Source organism: Nitrincola nitratireducens (assembly GCF_000585235.1).
Classification (GTDB): domain Bacteria; phylum Pseudomonadota; class Gammaproteobacteria; order Pseudomonadales; family Balneatricaceae; genus Nitrincola; species Nitrincola alkalisediminis.
The window spans coordinates 124764-142614 of sequence record NZ_AONB01000004.1 but is presented as its reverse complement, the minus strand read 5'-3'; the positions used below and the strand labels follow the sequence as shown (position 1 = coordinate 142614).

At 44.3% G+C, this 17851-nt stretch carries 14 protein-coding genes; 7 read left to right on the top strand and 7 right to left on the bottom strand.

Annotation, left to right across the window (positions count from 1 at the left end):
* Positions 1-15 precede the first annotated feature (15 nt).
* Both D791_RS20745 and D791_RS05920 read right to left on the bottom strand, forming a co-directional pair.
* Positions 16-645 (bottom strand): MATE family efflux transporter, encoded by a 630-nt coding sequence (locus D791_RS20745; RefSeq protein ID WP_237748530.1) that lies wholly within the window; start codon positions 643-645, stop codon positions 16-18.
* An 85-nt stretch (positions 646-730) separates the two neighbouring features.
* The gene (locus tag D791_RS05920) at positions 731-1252 is read right to left on the bottom strand and encodes a hypothetical protein (protein ID WP_237748529.1); all 522 of its coding nucleotides are present in this window, start codon (positions 1250-1252) and stop codon (positions 731-733) included.
* Between the two features lie 131 nt (positions 1253-1383).
* Here D791_RS05920 and D791_RS05915 point away from each other — a divergent pair, with 131 nt between their 5' ends.
* Positions 1384-2001 (top strand): DUF1826 domain-containing protein, encoded by a 618-nt coding sequence (locus D791_RS05915; protein WP_036509034.1) that lies wholly within the window; start codon positions 1384-1386, stop codon positions 1999-2001.
* 126 nt (positions 2002-2127) lie between these two features.
* On the top strand, positions 2128-4104 hold the full coding sequence (locus tag D791_RS05910) for a methyl-accepting chemotaxis protein (protein ID WP_036509029.1): 1977 nt from the start codon (positions 2128-2130) through the stop codon (positions 4102-4104).
* Between the two features lie 7 nt (positions 4105-4111).
* Here D791_RS05910 and D791_RS05905 read toward each other — a convergent pair whose 3' ends face one another.
* Complete coding sequence (locus tag D791_RS05905; protein ID WP_036509026.1) at positions 4112-4327, bottom strand: TIGR02450 family Trp-rich protein; 216 nt, start codon at positions 4325-4327, stop codon at positions 4112-4114.
* A gap of 115 nt (positions 4328-4442) precedes the next feature.
* Between D791_RS05905 and ggt the strand changes: the two genes are divergently transcribed.
* Positions 4443-6260 (top strand): gamma-glutamyltransferase, encoded by a 1818-nt coding sequence (ggt, locus tag D791_RS05900; protein ID WP_036509021.1) that lies wholly within the window; start codon positions 4443-4445, stop codon positions 6258-6260.
* A gap of 7 nt (positions 6261-6267) precedes the next feature.
* On the opposite strand, the gene D791_RS05895 is transcribed toward ggt, so the two are convergent.
* Positions 6268-7923: a flavin monoamine oxidase family protein gene (locus tag D791_RS05895; protein WP_036509018.1), complete on the bottom strand. Its 1656-nt coding sequence runs from the start codon at positions 7921-7923 to the stop codon at positions 6268-6270.
* A gap of 16 nt (positions 7924-7939) precedes the next feature.
* The gene (locus D791_RS05890) at positions 7940-8719 is read right to left on the bottom strand and encodes a carbon-nitrogen hydrolase family protein (RefSeq protein ID WP_036509015.1); all 780 of its coding nucleotides are present in this window, start codon (positions 8717-8719) and stop codon (positions 7940-7942) included.
* A 180-nt stretch (positions 8720-8899) separates the two neighbouring features.
* On the opposite strand from D791_RS05890, the gene D791_RS05885 reads away from it, so the two are divergent.
* The 4 genes from D791_RS05885 (at position 8900) to D791_RS05865 (ending at position 16440) form a co-directional block, all read left to right on the top strand.
* Entirely contained in the window at positions 8900-9124 is a 225-nt protein-coding gene (locus D791_RS05885; RefSeq protein WP_036509013.1) for a hypothetical protein, read from the top strand.
* Positions 9125-9253: 129 nt separating this feature from the next.
* On the top strand, positions 9254-9772 hold the full coding sequence (locus D791_RS05880) for a YqhA family protein (RefSeq protein ID WP_036509010.1): 519 nt from the start codon (positions 9254-9256) through the stop codon (positions 9770-9772).
* Positions 9773-10135: 363 nt separating this feature from the next.
* Positions 10136-14017 (top strand): hypothetical protein, encoded by a 3882-nt coding sequence (locus D791_RS05870; RefSeq protein WP_036509005.1) that lies wholly within the window; start codon positions 10136-10138, stop codon positions 14015-14017.
* Positions 14017-16440, top strand: coding sequence for a hypothetical protein (locus D791_RS05865; RefSeq protein WP_036509001.1), 2424 nt, complete (start codon positions 14017-14019; stop codon positions 16438-16440). The genes D791_RS05870 and D791_RS05865 overlap by 1 nt, the downstream gene beginning before the upstream one ends.
* Before the next feature lie 690 nt (positions 16441-17130).
* Here the strand turns inward: D791_RS05865 and D791_RS05855 are convergent.
* Both D791_RS05855 and D791_RS20740 read right to left on the bottom strand, forming a co-directional pair.
* Positions 17131-17466: a DoxX-like family protein gene (locus tag D791_RS05855; protein ID WP_237748538.1), complete on the bottom strand. Its 336-nt coding sequence runs from the start codon at positions 17464-17466 to the stop codon at positions 17131-17133.
* Positions 17390-17581: a DUF2269 family protein gene (locus tag D791_RS20740; RefSeq protein ID WP_237748537.1), complete on the bottom strand. Its 192-nt coding sequence runs from the start codon at positions 17579-17581 to the stop codon at positions 17390-17392. Before D791_RS20740 ends, D791_RS05855 begins: the two co-directional genes overlap by 77 nt.
* Positions 17582-17851 lie beyond the last annotated feature (270 nt).

Genomic DNA, 17851 nt, shown 5'->3' with positions numbered 1-17851 from the left:
GGTTGCGCGACCCCATCAAAAAAACAGGCAGATTAGAATTGAAAGACTTTCACCCAATACCGTTGCCAGTGCCGCTCCTCGCAACCCCCAGCCCAACCACGCGATAAACAGGGCATCTAATAGAATATTACTGATGGCTCCTGTGAGCATGGCAAGGGTTGCTATGCGTGGGGCTCCCAGATTACGAACCAGAAAAGGCAAAGCAATGCTCGCTAGAATAATGGGAGCCGATGGGGCGATAATGCCAAGATAGGCATTTCCTTGTGCGGCCGCATCCTCTCTTGCACCTTGAATATATAAAAACCACTCACTATTATGGTGAAGGATAAGTGCAAGCGGGAGTCCGACGATACACAGTAAGGCGAGCCCATTGACTAAGAAGGATTTGGCGAGGTCATGCTTATCCGCACCCGTTGCGATAGACACCTGAGCGCCAGTTCCAATGCCAATCATCATGCCGACGGCAAGTAAAATACCTATCCAGGGCCATGCGAGATTAATTCCAGCAAGTCCCGATGGGCCGATAAAATGCCCAACAAAAATTCCATCAATGATCTGATAGGTTCCACTCACCAGCAAAGCCGCAATGGATGGAAGGGTGTAGTGCCAAAAAGCTTTGCGTAACGAGGTTGTTTTTAAATCCATTTGTATTTTTGCCTATTGCGGATTCAGGGGCGTAAGTTCAACACACCTTAAAATGTATTAAAAATACTTAATATGTATCGTGTATTTATGGGTAAAGCTTAATGATACCTGAGCTGCCTTGCATATCACCAATAACCCAGATTTGTTCAAAGGGATGACTATCCGGTAAATGTACTAGATGTATATTGCGTATTAACTCTTCTTTATTCCAGAGCGGGTTTGCGTTGCGTATGACTAACCAAACGCGCTCACTGTGGTAGGTTTTTTGAGCCTTGCTCAACAAAAGTGTATTGAGTGCCTCCAATAGACGATCTTCTACTGGGCTCAGCAACAGGTGGTGCAAGGCCGATAAGGTTTGCTCGTTGATTTCTCTGCCTAGGATAAGCATGGCTTCCGCTTCGCTGCCATAGAGATGCGCAATCTCTAAATCCAGCTTTTGGTTGTCAAGATAACACGAAACATCTGGCTTTCGTGGCTCATTATGCCAGATGTGGCGCATGGGCAACTGAAATGCAGCCTCATAAAGGCGCATAAATAAGCGCGCAGCCTCGTGTTCTAATTTAATTTTTTCAGATTCACTTGGACTCATCATGCTTGAAGGCATCATTTAGAGAAAACATCTGAATATACTACTGTGGAAGATGAAAATACAAATCTTGCTCTATTATCAGTCGAATTTGGCTTTTTATTTAGTATGTTATACTATAACAAAAACAACATTATCAGAGACAATAAAAAATGCTTTTAGAACAGAATCTTACTTTTTCTCGTTACGCCGTATCGGGAACCGACGCATCAGTGTTATCCGAGATATACAATCCAGACACGCAGATATGCATTTGGAACCCTCAGTTCAGTCAAGACGTTCTGGAGTATGCACTGACCTTAAGGCAAGGAGCAGGCAATCTGTCACTTAGACAGGTCATAGCCCCATTAGAGCTTAGTGAATATCTGGCATCTGCGCTGCCTAACTCAGAGGCACGGCCCGTTTTTATAAATGAAATTCAAACCATAGCTGAAATGTTTGCCTATCTTTTTGAATTAGAACGAATTGGCTTTCGCATGGGGGTGCTGGAAAACGCAATGTGTCCCAAATTTCACACGGATAAAGTGCCTTGTCGATTGGTCGCAACGCTCAAAGGTAAAGGAACAGAGTGGTTAAATCAGTCCCAAACACTAAGTTGGCGTCAAGACAAAACATATGAACCTGCTTGGGAGTCATTAGAGCCGGGTCAGATTGCTCTTTTAAAGGGAGAAGGTTGGTTTGAAAACGAAGGGCAGGGTCTCGTTCATCGGTCTCCATCGGCTGGGCCGGATGACTGGCGACTTTTTTTGTCGATAGACTTTGCAAATTAACCCCATGCGCATAAGTAACAATTAGCATCGGGCAAACATAAAAATTGAACATTTACGTTATGTTTTATAAAAGCAGGGTTAGTTAAGCTTATTTTTTGAATAATAAAAATGAATAGGCTGAAACAAATGATCAGAGGTATTTTAACGCCTGCTGTAGTCCTGATGAATCAACTTAACTATAAGAACAAGTTTTGGTTGATGAGTGTGCTGTTCCTGTTGCCACTCTCCATCACGACGTATGTATGGATTGAAAGTGACATTGCTGAAATACAACAAGCACGCCATCAGCGCCAAGGGGTCAATGACCTCATTATTCTAAACGAAATACTTCAAGCGGCCATGTTACACCGCGATATAAAATCCGTTACTTATTTTCGAGATGATGCTTCACTTCTTGCATTCTCCAATCAAGAAGAGGCGAAGCTACGGCACTTAATTCAACTCTATCAAGCCCATTTGGAGCCTAACAGCGACACTATTTGGCAATATTTTTCCAATGAAGTGAGTCATCAAGGAGCGATAGAAGCACAGTTTGCCGCCCATCAAAATCTAGTTAATGAGTTATTCAGAGCGCAACGCAACATCGTTCAGCGAAGCGGATTGAATAAGGAGCATGATGAAAACATTGCGCATGTGCTAGAACTATTAATGCGCGACCTACCAACCTTGCTAAATTTATTAGGTCAAGTGCGCAGCTTTGGTATGTATGCGCTTCAGGGTGATTTTTTAGAATCCAGCCTAAGTGATCGCCTCAACCTAATCTATGACGATCTTTCAGAAGCTCAAAATAACTTTGAACGATCAGCCCGTTTAATCAATTTACCAGATGTCGCTCTGTCGAGTGAGCTGAAATCAGCCTCTTTGACAGCAAGAGAACATATGGATGAGCATATTATTTCAGCGATGTCTTTATCAATGAATTGGCAGGAGTACTTCAATTTAATTTCTAAAGAGATTAATGCTTTAGTCTCATCTTATAATGTATTACTTCCACAAGTTGATCGTATTCTTGAGCAACGATCCAAGAGCTTAACCAGTCAATTACGTACCGTGCTTTTCAGCTTGAGTCTATTACTGCTATTGATCTTGTATCTTTATGCGGGCTTTTATCGCTCTGTTAAAGAGTCAATACGACATATTTGGCAAGCCACTCACCGCATGGCGGAGGGGGACATGACCACGCGTATCTGCAGTCAAACACGGGATGAAATGAGTGAGATTACAAATGAGTTTAATCGAATGATTGATCACGTTCATCAGCTGATCCAAGCCGTTCAGAAAACAGCCGACGAAGTGGATCATCAAGCATCCAAAGTAGCTGAGATCTCAATTGACAGTCATATCGCCATGCAAGAGCAACAAAAGCAGACTGAGTTAGTGGCCGTTGCCATGAATGAGATGGCACATTCCGTTGAGGAGGTGTCTACCTATGGGCAAAAAGCATTGGCATCAACGCTCGAAGCCGACACGCACACTCAGCAAGGCTACCAACAAGTTACTCAAGTCCTGAACGAAGTCAAAACCCTGGCGCATGAGATTGAGGTGTCAGTACAGGTCATTAATCAGTTCGCGGCGGACAGCTATAAAATTACTCAAGTGTTAGAAGTCATCAAAAGCGTTGCTGAACAAACCAATCTACTGGCATTAAATGCGGCGATTGAGGCTGCGCGTGCGGGTGATCATGGGCGGGGCTTTGCTGTTGTTGCGGATGAGGTTCGGACACTCGCACATCGAACACATCAATCCGTTGAAGATATCGAACTGATGGTGAGTAGTTTGATGAGCAGTGTTGATCAATCGGTAAAGGCAATGATCAAAAGCCAGGAGTTAGCACGCAACACCGTTCAAGAGTCTTCACAAGTTGGAGGCGCACTCCAGAACATTGCCAACTCAGTTCATACCATTGTGGAAATGAATGAACAAATTTCGAGTGCGGCAACAGAGCAGGCCAAGGTCGCTTCAACCATTGATCAAAACCTGGTTTTCATAAATCAGTTTGGAGACTCAACTTCAAAAAGTGCAAATCAAGTTGTTGCAGCCAGTCAGCAGATGACCGAGCTTTCATCGCATCTACGTCAGTTAATGGCGCGCTTTAGGGTGTAGGCTGGAGTTATTTCCAGCCAAGCTGCCATATGTCATGGTTCTTCAAGCTTTGCCAGGGCATAGGGTAGGTGTTTTTAGTCATCACGGCTTCAAGCACACAGGCGTGTACCCGTTCATTTTCATCGCGGACTAATTCAATAACTATAAAGTGTTTTTCTTTATTTTGAGGTGATACCGCTGTCCATTTGCTGTTGAGTAGCTTCTCAGGGTTTAGTTTATTCATTGTCTTCTGGCGATTCCGTCATGATTTGTTAGTATCTGTTAGATTACGCAAAGACAATACATCAGGATCTCTGTATTTTTTAAATTAAGATCCTCTGCAATCAAAGGATAGACGCATGCCAATTACTTCATTTTCTGCACGATTTCCATTCAAGACACTTGCTCTGACCGGTCTTTTGCTCAGTGCATCAGGTCTTGTTGCTGATACAGGTCTTCGTTACCAAATTCCGATACAGCCGGAAGCGGCTACGGGTTATCAGGAAAAGCCTGGCTGGAAAACTAAGACTTTCGCTGTCGCAGCGGCAAACCCCTTGGCAACCGATGCAGGATATCAAATCATTAAGGCGGGTGGATCGGCTTTAGATGCGGCAATTGCGGTTCAAATGGTGCTAACCCTAGTTGAGCCTCAATCCAGCGGTATCGGGGGCGGTGCTTTTTTAATGTATTTTGATGGCGAACAAGTACTGGCATATGATGGACGAGAAACGGCTCCCGCAGCGGTCACTCCCGAGCTGTTTTTAACGGAATCAGGAGATGCGTTAAGCTTTATGGATGCAGCCGCCAGCGGCTTATCTGTTGGTGTGCCGGGTGTGTTGCGCATGCTTGAGCAAGCGCATAAAGAGCACGGTAATTTGCCTTGGGCTGAGCTTTTTATTCCTGCGATTACCTTAGCTGAGCAAGGCTTTCCTGTCAGTCCTCGCCTACAAGGTCTGCTGGCCAATGAAAGCGCTCTGAAACTCAATCCTGCAGCAGCCTCCTTTTACTATGATGCGCAACAAACCCCCTTGCCAATTGGATATCAATTACAAAATCCAGCTCTGGCCGCTATTTTTAAAACACTCGCAGAGCAGGGCAGTGACGCTTTCTACACAGGCGAGATAGCTTCTAATTTAGTTGAGCAGGTCCAGCAACATCCAACCTATGCTGGTGCGATCAGTCTAGATGATATGTCTGCGTATGAACCCATTGTGCGAGCCCCGATTTGTACCGATTGGAAAGTCTATCGCGTCTGTGGTTTTCCACCGCCTTCATCAGGCCATCTAACGCTTATGCAAATACTCGGTATTTTAGAGCAGCGGCCGATGATGACGCCCGCATATGAGAATGAGCTGATCAGTGTCGAATGGCTGCATAACTTTACGGAAGCTTCGCGCTTAAGCTTTGCGGATCGCGCGCTTTATATTGCTGATCCAGACTTCGTGCCAGCACCAGGCAATCAGTGGGAGTCCTTAGTGTCGCCCGACTATTTGGCGCAGCGTGCCAACTTAATCGGTGAGTCTTCAATGGGAAGAGCTGAGGCTGGCAATCCCGGCGCTTGGGAGGTGAGCTTTGTCAGCATGCCAGACCAACCCGAATACGGTACCAGCCATATTAGTATTGTCGACCAGCAAGGCCATGCATTGGCAATGACCACCACGATAGAGGCTGCCTTTGGCTCAAGAATGCTTGTGGATGGAGGAACAGGGCTTGCTGGTGGCTATTTGCTCAACAATGAGCTCACTGACTTTTCATTTCAGCCCACAGATGAGCAGGGGCGTCTCATCGCGAATCGCGTCGAGCCAGGTAAACGTCCTCGTTCCAGCATGAGTCCAACACTTGTCTTTGATCGCGAGACGGGTGAGTTTGTCGCCAGCCTCGGATCACCGGGCGGTGCAGCAATTATTCATTACACTGCACGAACCTTGATTGCTATGCTCGATTGGGGGCTGAATGCACAGGATGCAATCAGTCTTCCCCATGCACTTAGTTTCAATGGGCCGACCTTGCTTGAGGCAGAGCGCTTCCCAGATGAAATACGCCATGAACTAGAAGCTAAAGGCCATGAGGTTGTAGAACGTGATTTAACCAGTGGGTTACAAGCCATTCAAAAAGATGAATCTGGTTATTTCAGCGGGGCTGATCCGCGGAGAGAGGGCGTGGTGATGGGGGAGTAATCCCCCGCTAAGACAGTTCGTCTAAGTCAATTGGGCCCCATACGGGATATACATCTCCGGGGCCAGGGTTTGCCAAAGACGACTGCCCGCCAAAATGGTTCATCACACCCCAAACGGCATTGAGCGCTGTCTGTACAGCGCCTTCAGCCCATGCGGGTGTCCAACTAATATCATCACCTGCTAGAAACACACCCTTATGATCCGGCGAGAGCGTTTGTTGCATAAAGTGTCCATACATTCTGTGGTTATAGCGATAGTGCCCAGGCAGAGCGCCTTTGAATGCACCTAAAAAGTTGGGATCATTTTCCCAGCTGACGGTTATTGGATTGCTGCGAATATGCGACTTGATATCAACATCGGGATAAATTTTAGACAGCGCGCTCAGTGCCAATTCCGTCCGTTTTTCGGCATCCAGCGGTAACACCTTTAGCGCATCACTCATCCACGAATAGCTTAAACACATTACACCGGGTTGATCAGGGCCGTGATCAAATAAATAGGTGCCTCGCGTTAAGCGATCCGTTAACGTCATCGACATTAAATCTTCGCCCGTTTCAGGGTGTCTATCTTTCCAGAAAGGGCGATCAACCATGACAAAGGTTTTTGCGGACTGCATATAACGTGTTCGGTCTAATGCCATCCACAAAGGCTGACTAAATAAACTTTCTTGAGTATCTATGGCCGTGGTTAACAGCCAACTCTGGCACGTGCATACAATGGCATCAAAACGGTCTGTATGACCGCGACGATCCGTGACGTATAAACCCTCAGGGTCGCGAAAGAGTTTTGCAGCCCCAGGTCTTGGTGCACCTTGGTTAAGCTTTTGTAAGGAGGTACCATTTGGCCAATAGGATAGATCTTCAGGCTCATGAGACCACAAACGTTTTGGCAACTGCTCAACACCCCCTATCACTAAATGTTGATCCGTGTCGCATGCAGTCACATTGACGCGCAGGATTTCCAACATAGTGTTTGAAAAGTCTGAGTCCCATCCCCCTGTACCAAAACCGACTTGGCCAAATATTTCACGGTGACGAAAACTCAAGTGGCGAAATGCCTTGGAGGTGGTAATGAAATCATAAAAAGTGCGTTCATCCCACGCCTTTACCAACGGATTCCAGATGGCTTTGATGGCATTTGGATCTCGACGCTGTATCGCGGCCTGAAGCGAACTAAAGTGAGCACCTTCTTCTAAGGCAGAATCATAGGCCTGCGCGACTTCTTGAAAAATAGGCGGTAAATCCGAGAGCGTTTTCGCATAAAACCGCTCTCCCTCTAACTCAATAACGGTTGAGCCAGCCGCGGGAGTGAGGGGATTAGGGAATGGCGCTGTCTTCAAATTCATCAAATCTAAATAGTGATAAAAACTGCGTGAAGAGGTTGGAAAGCGCATTCCGCCTAATTCTGCAATCATGTGCTCTGCACCCTCAAACGATGCCGAGCGAAGACGCCCTCCTAGTTGCCCCGATTCATAAAAAACCGGACGAAGGCCCATGCGCATCAACTCATATCCACACACCAAGCCGGCTATGCCCGCCCCGATGATCGCTACCTTGGCACCATGACGATTGACCGGTATCCTGCCCAAGCCCTCAGGGTGCTTTAACCAGTGGTCATAGGCAAACGGAAAGTCGGGGCCGTACATTGAAAAAGGGGCATCCATGGGTTCATCTCCAAGATCAGTATAGGTCTAAACGTCGGTCAGAAAGGTAAGGCATTTGCCTACGAGCCGTTTCGATGTCTTTTTGCTGGATATCTGCGATTAGCATGCCCGTGCTATCTTCAAGCGTTGCTACACACTGACCATCGGCAGCACATATGGAGGATCTACCGCAATAATCGATCGAACGCCCTAAACCTGTGTAATTAGCGTAGGCGATCACCATGCCATTTTCCATTGAGCGGCTGGGTATCATGTGTGTAGCGACCGTCGTGAAAGGGTGCATGTTAGCCGTTGGGACAAGCAACAGATCCGCACCTTGGCATCGATGCCAGCGGACAAGCTCCGGAAACTCGACATCGTAGCAAATCGCTAAACTTATTTTAAAATCTCGATACGTGACGGGTGCCATTAATTCAGATCCTGCACAAAAACGGCTTTTATCTAAGTCACCATACAGATGGGTTTTACGATAATTTTGCAGGCATTTACCTTCAGCCGAAATGAATTGTGCCGAGTTATAGAAGCGCCCTTGCTCATCCATCTCTGCATATCCAAGCACGATGGCAAGCTGGTAGGTTTTTGCAAGTGTTCGGGCCTTTTGTAATATTGCATCGTCAACAAAGAGTGCTAGGCTCGAAAGTGCTTCTAGAGGAGCCTCATAGCCTGTTAAGCCCATTTCGGGGGTTACGAGTATATCCGCTCCTTGTTGAGCGGCTTCTTCGCATAAGGCTTCTAGGCCATAAAGCTCGGTATCCGTCAGTGCCGTTGGAGATGTCTGAGCAACAGCGATTTTCATGGTTTTGTCCTTACCTGGATTGTTGGGTTTGAGTATGGATATAGGATAGTAGAAGATCTAGGTTATTACCTCGCTATAAAGCTGTACGTTATAAATCAAAGGTGCTCAGGCGATATAGATCGCTTTTATCCTGACTTTGCCACCAATAGCGTTCAGTTGCGTAAAGCCTTTGAGAATTTCTTGAGAGTAGAGCTGGATTCAGTCGGTACTGAAATGGTGATCAATGAGTTCGTAAACTCACTCTATGGTGAAGAGGGGGCGGTACAGCTGATTAGCGGCCTGCATGGCCTGAATTTAAAGATAGATAAGCAGCTAAGTGAGGTCTGTATGGAAGCAGACGCGATCATTATCGAAACATCATCAATCAAAGCTTTAACCGTATGGCTAAATAGCTGGAACAACTGATGTTCCTGTGAGGCTATAACATATAGTAAAAATGTTTTAAGATTGTAACTATTCAGCCATTATCAGCTGGTTATTTTAAATAAACTTAATCAGCTTATAAAAGCTGAGTAAACATAAAGGTTTTTGACGTTGAAGCAGGTTGAAATTGTTCTAGAAAAAATATTGTGGAATTCACGATTTCTGGTTCTAATCGCAGTTGTTTCTAGCTTGTTAGGATCATTGGTGCTTTTCGTCGTTGGAACCATGGATATTTTCAAAGTGGCGTGGATGACATTTGAATACTATCTTGGGTCGAGTGACCAGGATATTCATGACTTTATCATTACCGATATCATCTTAGCCGTTGATATTTATCTGGTAGCGGTCGTTCTGCTGATGTTTGGTGCAGGGTCATACAGGCTATTCATTTCGCCGATAGATGAGTCGGAAGAAAGTGGAGTCGCTCATCCATTCAATATCCAGACATTTGATGAGTTAAAGGATAAGATCGTCCGGGTAGTGATTCTTGCAGTGATAATCGAATTTTTCAGAGCAGTGGTAGACATTCGGTTTACTACTCCACTGGATGCAATATACTTGGCTTTATCGGTTTTCGCATTAGCAGCGTCTGTTTATCTGATGAATTTAAGCCACAGTAAAAAAGCATAGATAGAAAGGTGCGCCTGTCATCATTAGAAATGCTCATTAATCTCTGGGATGCTAGCGAAAACATCAAAAGGTAAGGACACCATAAGCAAACTCATTGCACATTTGATTGCTTATGGTGTTAACACTGGAACCGATCACATAACTGAGCACGTTAAGACGGCGGTAGATACTGGTGAACTTACATTGGAAGTGGCGTCGTGTGGTATGTCATTCAGAATGCTGATGGAAGACAGTTGGTCACAAGAGATCGTGCCTGAATTGAATTAATGAATCATTTGTTGGTGTTGAGTTGTCTCCAACCTTGTCGCCCCTTTTAAAAAAGGGGCGAAACTCAAAAGGAATATCAAGTTAACGAGGATTTAGATGAGTCAGCCAATACCGACTTCTTATAATCAAATTATTGCGCATACGATTGAACAGGCACTTGCTCTATCGGCTAATGCAAAGAACGAAAAGGCTATTGCTGGCTTTTGCCAGTTACAAGGCCCCACAGGCGGTGGTAAAAGCAGTTCTCTGTATCGTAGCCCAGACGGGAAAATTCCAGCGAGCCTTGAATTTATAAAATCCAAAGGGTTGCAGGCCATATTGGTCACCCATCGCTGGAACATCCTGCATGACATTTATGAAAGTGCCACGAGTGCAAAAGACAGTTCAGGTAATCCACTGCTCGTTAGTATCCTTTATGCTCAGGATGAAACTGTCGTTAGTGCGGTTTCTCAAAGGGCACTGCCACATGAACAAGGCGTTCAAAAGTCTGACTTGCCCGATCCTTATAAGGCCATTGAGGACATCCATGGTTTAGGAGTGTTTCGTTCTAATGCTGATAAAGAGGCTCTCGTTCGTGCTTGCCACAACGTTGCGGCCATTGCCCGTAATGTTCAGTACAAAAAGAAAAATCCTGATTCGATGGGCGTCTTACTCGAACGAGAAGAGCAGGAACTAAGAAAACTGTGTGGCTTTGTCGAGCGCACGCTACTTGGGGGTATGTCATCCTTAGAGAAGGCAGTGAAGTATGCCAGTAAGCACCATGGCAAGACGCATGAACTCACAGAACAAGCAAAAGAAAAGCTTCGTTTATATAGAGAAAATAAATGGGTGCGTCGAATTTTCCCAGCAATTGCTTGGCACGATGATAAGCAACATTTGCTGGTGTTAACGACGCAGAAGCTGTTCGCTTCCTTTTACGACGGTAAACAGAAAGTCAGAATGTCGAGCGGACAACTGGCCGGTAAGGTGATATTTGTTGATGAGTTTGATTACCAAGCCGACATTTTACAAACATTACTCGCACAATCCCAAATGGTTCAAGAGCCGCCTGAGTGTATTGGTCAATTACTTGAAGGGGGTAAGCGCCTATTAGCGCGAATGCAGTTTGTTACTGCTGAACCTATACCTGAGCTTTACAGTGAGCTTAAACAGCTTATTGCGGAGTTAGAGGAGGATTTGACCAGCAAAGGGGTCGATCTGAATCAGTCTAGGGCGCTGGTAATGCCCTTAAAACAGTATGAATTAGGTGTTCCGTTCGAAAAGAAATATCTGTTTCGCTCAGATCACTTAGTAACCAGTGAGCCTTTGCAGTTACAGCAAAAACCTCATGGCTTTGAAGTGAAAAGTTATGGGCAAAGCGATGAAGAATTAATTGATGTCGGTGATTTTTTGCGTGTGATGGAGAAATATATCAGACGCTTCAGTTTATTGCTGTCGCAGTTCGCAACCGATGAGTCCGAAGCCTATGAGTATCTCGTTCGGCTAAACCGATTGCTGTTTGATCCTGCGAATGACTATCGACCATCCTACTACAGCACAGCGTTACCCAGTTTATCACTGTTCTCCTTGCCTCGCACTAGCTTGCCTGAGTTAGAAGAGCTCAGTAAATCAAACCGATTGCCTAATACTCAGACAAATATGTTTGGCCTAACAACCTGGCTATTAACCACTGATGAAGCTGAAGCGGATATTGACCCGTTGAGGATCAAGATTAAACGCGCACTATTGCCGACAACACCAGAAGGGTTAATGGTTTCGTTATCGAGTCGAAACATCGTTTTTGCACTATCCGCAACCTCTTATATCGAAAGGGGGATTGGTCATTTCGATATACGCTGGATTGAAAGCGCTTTGCGTTACGTGGCTCAGGCCCGCAATCCACAATGTACCGAGAGTTTTTTGGGCGATAGCTTTGAGCAGCGCCCCGAAGATTGGTTTAAGAAGCCGATTCCATATTTACAAACTGACGAGGATAAGCAGTTACAAATGGCGGTGATCCGCTCGTTGGTTAAAGACAAATCTGAAAAGCGTCGCTCGACACTGAAAACCACGATTCATGACTTTGATGATGCTATCAATGCGCCAGTTTTTCAGGAGGCAAAACTGCATTTGAACGCTGCATTTTTTGAGGCTGAGCACTCTGATTACAAGTATGAATACCGTCAGTCTGTGTTGTTTAAATTACTGCACGTTCTGCATTTGGCAGCGAATGAGCCACAACATAAAGGACACCTGGCCTTTGTTAACTCAGTCAAATACCTTCGGAAGTGGTTGATAAGTGATACCGCAGAAAACAGTAGGATCAGCGCGGATTGGCTTGAAATGGAGCGTTTAACCACTGGCGTATTGTCTTCTTTTGACGATGTGTTTATTACTTTGGCTGTCAACGGTAAGCCCATGATGATTTGCTTGCTCAATGCTGAAGCACAAAAGCGAGAAGGATTTGAGCGCGCCTATCAAGCGGCGTTCGACTCTGGCCGCACCGTGGTGGTAATGACACAAACTGCATCCGCTACCAATGGCATCAATTTGGACTACTCCTTGCCCAACTCTCAAGGACAGATGGATCTGACGTCACTGTTTATTATTGAAAGTAAGCACTTTTACTTTTCACCATGGGATAGCAATGACGCTGATGATGAAATGTCTCATGCTGGCTTTCAGCTCAGAAACTTAGAAAAATTAGTCAGACGTTCAGAGTTTTCACGCAAGCAGCAGCGGCAATTTATTATGCCGTTAATGAATAACTCAGTCGCTAAAATCCAGGAGCTAAACAAGCTCTATAAAGGGACAAATGACTACGTTAAGAATCTTGCTGCTGACGTGCAGCAGCAAGTTGGTCGTATTGAACGTGCTTGGACGTATGTGCCCCATGTCGCCATTCATTTAAGCGATGATTTAGCAGGCCATCTTCGCAACTACGGCCAATTAACCGTTTGTACTAACAACCGAAATTGGGTTTCAAACCTTAATAATCAGCTGATTGATGATCTTACTCATTCCGAAGATGCATCGGTTTCCAACTTTTTTACCCTGTTGAAAACGCGATCCCAAGATGGCGCTGCTGCGGTAGATATTATTGATAACAAGTTAGTTTCCGCTATCCGAGATGTACGACAAGGTAAGGGTTGTATCGAAGATATTTCAGTGCTTTGGCATGAACTAGGCCGCGCTGTATTGCAGCATGATCTCCAATGGATGCCGCATAACAACACGTTTGGCATTACTGAGCCTTTGTGTCGTTGGGCGTGCTTTGAACGGCCCAAGGAAACAAAGGTTACTGGTGAAATATGGTACGACCCCAAAAGTTGGCAGTTCTTTGAAAAGCGTGCAGCGGGATTGATTAAGTATAACCCACAGACGCTTTATGAGGTTGTTAACCGGCAACCTGCTATTTCGGATTGGTTTAATCGTAAAGGTTTTCGAACATCGTTTCAGCCGTATGCCAATGACATTGAAGAGCAATTTGCGTTTCATCCCGTTGTGATTCAACGAATTTTACAAGGGCGTATTGGTGAGGAAGGTATTCGCGCACTGCTGAATGACAAGCAGCTAGTCACTAAACAAGACGTCTACAACCATGAGCTGTTTGAATTATATGATTTTGAGATAGCCAACGCGGATGTCTTTGTTGATGCTAAATTTTGGTCGATAGCTGCTCTGGAACAGTCAGATGAAGGCTTTGAGCAATGGCTTGCTTCAGGAAAGAATCCTGAATTTGCGCCTTTGGGATTAATTAAAAAGCTGGAAAAGATCCGACAAATCCGTGGTGAAAATGCCATTTTGGTTATCGCGAACCTATTGACTGGTGAAGATTGTTCCTTATCGGGCTTTTCTGGAATGTTGGAGCCAGTAAAAGTTGAGAATGCTTCAATCCTGTTTCTCCCAGGTTGTTTGATGAGTGATGGATATCAAATGACGTCTGGCTTTAAGTGGTTTTCAAAAATAGTTTGGCAGCGTATGGGGGAGCAAGGTTAATGGATAAAAATAAAGATTTGAGGAAGTTGCCGCTGTCTCATTTGGTTTATTTGAATAGCGAGGTTGATGCAGATAAAGCCAATAAATTTGTTGTTTATCACTATCCACTTCTCAATAACAGCTATCAGTGGAAAGAGAAGAAAGCCTGGGAAGAGCGTATTGATGCTGAACTAGACAGTCGGCAGTTTGCCTATTTAATGAAAAAAAATGGTAATCAGTTTGGTCTCTATGTGGCTTTACAAAGTTCAAGTGATATTCCTCCATCTATTGTAGACGCTGAGTTGCAACCTATTACTCCCGTTCGAGTTGAATATTCACCGGTGTTAAATCCTGTGTGGATTCGACTAATGATGCGATCATTACGGGCTTTTGGCGGTCATTGTAAAGGCGCTTACAGTTTAGGTTGTCCGTTATTGAAAGTAGATAGCTGGGCTGGCGGTGTCAATGCGATCAGCCTAGATTGTAGAACTCAGCAGTTAAATGATGGTAATACCACTGAAATTGCTCTCTTTTATACCAATGTTCCATTAAGACCGTTATCTAATGATGATGATATAGATCGCATTCAGAAGCCTCTATGGGTCTATGACAAAAATAAGGTACTCGTCAGGTGGTATCCTGGCCATGAAAGAAAACCGAGAGGTACACTGTTTAAAGAAATTGGAAAGAGTAAAAATTCACGGAAACAGCGTCCGTTTCTGGATCTTTCTACACCAACTAGGTTTGAGCAAAGTTGGCCTATGGTGTTAAAACCAGTGCAAGATGCGTTTATCCTTTTTGCGCGTGACTATGGTTTTGAACTTTCAGCTAAAACCTTAAATCTCCAACCACTGATGTTGAAAACAAAGCATAAAGCCAATAAGGCAAAGTCATCTTTCCCAAGCATCGAGATATCCGGTGAAATCAAGGTGATAGACCTAAGAGTTAATGCCGTTGTTGCTTGTGAAGAAATATTAGACTTGTTTAAATCGCTAATTGCACTGAAAAGCGTCGATGTTTCGTGGAATTTACTGGATGGTGTTGTGCCAAATGACTTTGAACGGATAAAGCTTGATCATTCGGATCGTGTTTTGATTCTGCTAGATCAGGAAAAAGGTATTGAAGATGATCGTTATCCACTAACGAAGTCGTTAGTTGCACGGTGTGCAGTTCAACATATCAACGTAAACCCTCATGATGTAACTGGAGATCCAGTTGAAAAAGGGTTGTTAATCGAGTCAAAAAGAGACGACGATCCGATCAAGCTATACGTTGCATATGAAGGTGGATATTACAACTACAATAACGACTTATTGGATACCAAGGATTACAAAGAAGCGATTATTAGAAAGCTTGAAGTGGTTCTTAAAGAGTTAGAGCTCAAACGTTTACTGATTGACTCTGATAGACCTATTTCGCAGGTTTTACCATTGCAACGCGCTTGCTTAAACGAATCAACCATCGTCATTACTGATGGTTATTTATTTACGGTTTCAAACGACAGACCTGTATTGATTCCTTTCGACCCCACTGATTCTGATATGACTTCGAAAGCGAATGAGTACCTGTCCAATTTCGAAACATCTGTAGATGACTTGCTAAATTTGATGAATGAGAATTGGCCTTATAGTTATCGGCAGAATGTCGTAATGGATTACTACGGTTCAGAAGTTGATAAACAACGGCGATTTGCGGCAAGAATTACACTTGTTTTGAGTAGAGGTGAGGACGCACAAGTGTCAATCATGATGCAAGATCCATCATATGACCAACCGAATGTACTGCCACTAGGTATGGAAGATGCGTTTTCGGATTTAACCAAGAAACAGAAACCTTATCCGTTGATGGATTGGATGCTTCCTGATATTGAAGTATTGCACAATATTGTCAAAGAGTTGAGTGATGATGGTGTGTTGTCCAGCCAAAAGGCAACAATGCGCTTTGAAAGTGAATTACCCGAATTGGTTGAACTGTGGCAGGAGCAATTAGTCCTTTTTCATCAGAAAAATGAAGCAAAGGTAACTTACTATCAGGTGAAAAAAGAGGTTATTCAGCGTTGGTTAGATAAGCGAGGTAAGAAAAAAGACACATCAATAAGTGGTAGTTTAGATACCTTATTATCCCGATACTTCGATAAGCCTTTAAATGATATCAAACGCTGGATGAGTAACATACCTGGCATTCAACGCATATGGTACGACAAGGAAAAGGGATATTTTGTTGTTGGTGGATTAACTTCTCCAAAAGCCCAGTTAATGAGGCAGCCGAGCATCCGACAATGGCACACCTTAAAAGGTGAATTGGACATTGAGCTACTTGCTGATTTACTGGATGTTGATTGGGTTCGTATGAACCAGCTTGCCGGTAATCCATGTGTTGCAACATTAGTTAAACGATGGAAAGAAATTAACATAGATGTGAATGACGCCATTTTGTCTACATAAGCGATATGTAATTGAAGGAGTAAAAGGGAAGGGAGACGCTCAGACACTTTGAGTGAGCTTGAGAGCATATTTTATTCACTATTCGACTATATTCGAAGTGGCGTTAGATGCTCGTAAGTCTTAGAGTAGGAATTACGAAATATCCATCCCTCATGCTTCCAGCAGCCCAGCTAATTTGGGCAGCTGATATCACTAGCTATGATTTTGAGATCGAGGCCTATGGACTGGAACGAAAGTTAGGAGATTGGTTGGATAAAAAAATCATGTATAGCGTAATCGCATACCATCAGCTAGACATGTGTATCGGTTATTGGTTTTTTCCACACTGAGTTCCAGTCAGTTGCATATCTACTCTGGCCAATTGTCAAAGCCGAGATATTGATCCACGTGTAAGAAATTCTGCCAAGAGTAGAGCATCTAGATGTTCTTCAGAGGACCAAGCCAGATACGCCAGCAGAAAGAGCGAAAGTTTCCGATAGAGCTGAATTAATTCAGAGTTGAACCGGAAACTACACAAATAAGCAGCACGCCCCCCCAATCCAATATAGTAAATTTAACATAATATATATTATACGAAACTATATATAGAGTGAAACTAAGTGAAAAATCTCTCACTTTACGTCGTATTTGGGCGGTAAAAACTGAAGCCTGACGATATAAGCAGATCGCACAAAAATATGTGCAAACATCTTAGCTCCTAACTCTCTCTACTTGTCCCAGCCTTGAGCACTCATGTTTGTATAAACCATAAATCATCACAAGTATCGGTACGTTTTTTGTCAGTGGACCAAACGGATGAAGCCAAAGGCTTGGATCGATAGCCGTTAATAACAGTGTGTACGTTACAATCACGATCATTTGCAGCTGGAAGCAACGCTTCAGCTTTTTGCCAAGCAGCAACCAAATACCAATCAGAATATCTAGAACGCTACCAGACAAAATACTGATATCAGCTAACGCACCGACAATCCCACCATATGCCAACACTTCGTAACCGATTTCTTTGGCAAAGAACTCTGACGTGATGCCTGTGAATATGCAGTAAAACGGCTGGCGTCGTAAAGATCCAATCCGCCAAAACCACATGGCGTGCTGTGACCGCTATTGCAGTTACATTCGAAGAACGGTTTGCCATAAACATAAAAAAGGCAATACCTGCTCCCGTTCCAGCAACCACCACAGCACTCAAAATATGCAAGAATGATTGCCGAAAGCGTAGGTATATAGGGCCCTATCCCCTTCTCAGCACATAGCGTCCATTATCGATTTCTTCAAGTGTTGAAAACTGCTGAGCAAAATGATCTACAACCACAGAAGAAAGCCCAGGCACTGAACTTGCTCCTGAGACAATCAGTACATTTTGAGCACACGCTTGCTCATGAAGTGAAGTGATATCGCAGACAAAACGACG

Excerpts from the sequence above, each read along its gene's own strand:
- D791_RS05910 (WP_036509029.1), top strand. The coding sequence starts at position 2,128 with ATGATCAGAGGTATTTTAACGCCTGCTGTAGTCCTGATGAATCAACTT.
- D791_RS20740 (WP_237748537.1), bottom strand. The coding sequence starts at position 17,581 with ATGTTTATGGCAAACCGTTCTTCGAATGTAACTGCAATAGCGGTCACA.
- D791_RS05895 (WP_036509018.1), bottom strand. The coding sequence starts at position 7,923 with ATGGATGCCCCTTTTTCAATGTACGGCCCCGACTTTCCGTTTGCCTAT.
- ggt (WP_036509021.1), top strand. The coding sequence starts at position 4,443 with ATGCCAATTACTTCATTTTCTGCACGATTTCCATTCAAGACACTTGCT.
- D791_RS05915 (WP_036509034.1), top strand. The coding sequence starts at position 1,384 with ATGCTTTTAGAACAGAATCTTACTTTTTCTCGTTACGCCGTATCGGGA.
- D791_RS05890 (WP_036509015.1), bottom strand. The coding sequence starts at position 8,719 with ATGAAAATCGCTGTTGCTCAGACATCTCCAACGGCACTGACGGATACC.
- D791_RS20745 (WP_237748530.1), bottom strand. The coding sequence starts at position 645 with ATGGATTTAAAAACAACCTCGTTACGCAAAGCTTTTTGGCACTACACC.
- D791_RS05865 (WP_036509001.1), top strand. The coding sequence starts at position 14,017 with ATGGATAAAAATAAAGATTTGAGGAAGTTGCCGCTGTCTCATTTGGTT.
- D791_RS05870 (WP_036509005.1), top strand. The coding sequence starts at position 10,136 with ATGAGTCAGCCAATACCGACTTCTTATAATCAAATTATTGCGCATACG.
- D791_RS05905 (WP_036509026.1), bottom strand. The coding sequence starts at position 4,327 with ATGAATAAACTAAACCCTGAGAAGCTACTCAACAGCAAATGGACAGCG.
- D791_RS05920 (WP_237748529.1), bottom strand. The coding sequence starts at position 1,252 with ATGATGCCTTCAAGCATGATGAGTCCAAGTGAATCTGAAAAAATTAAA.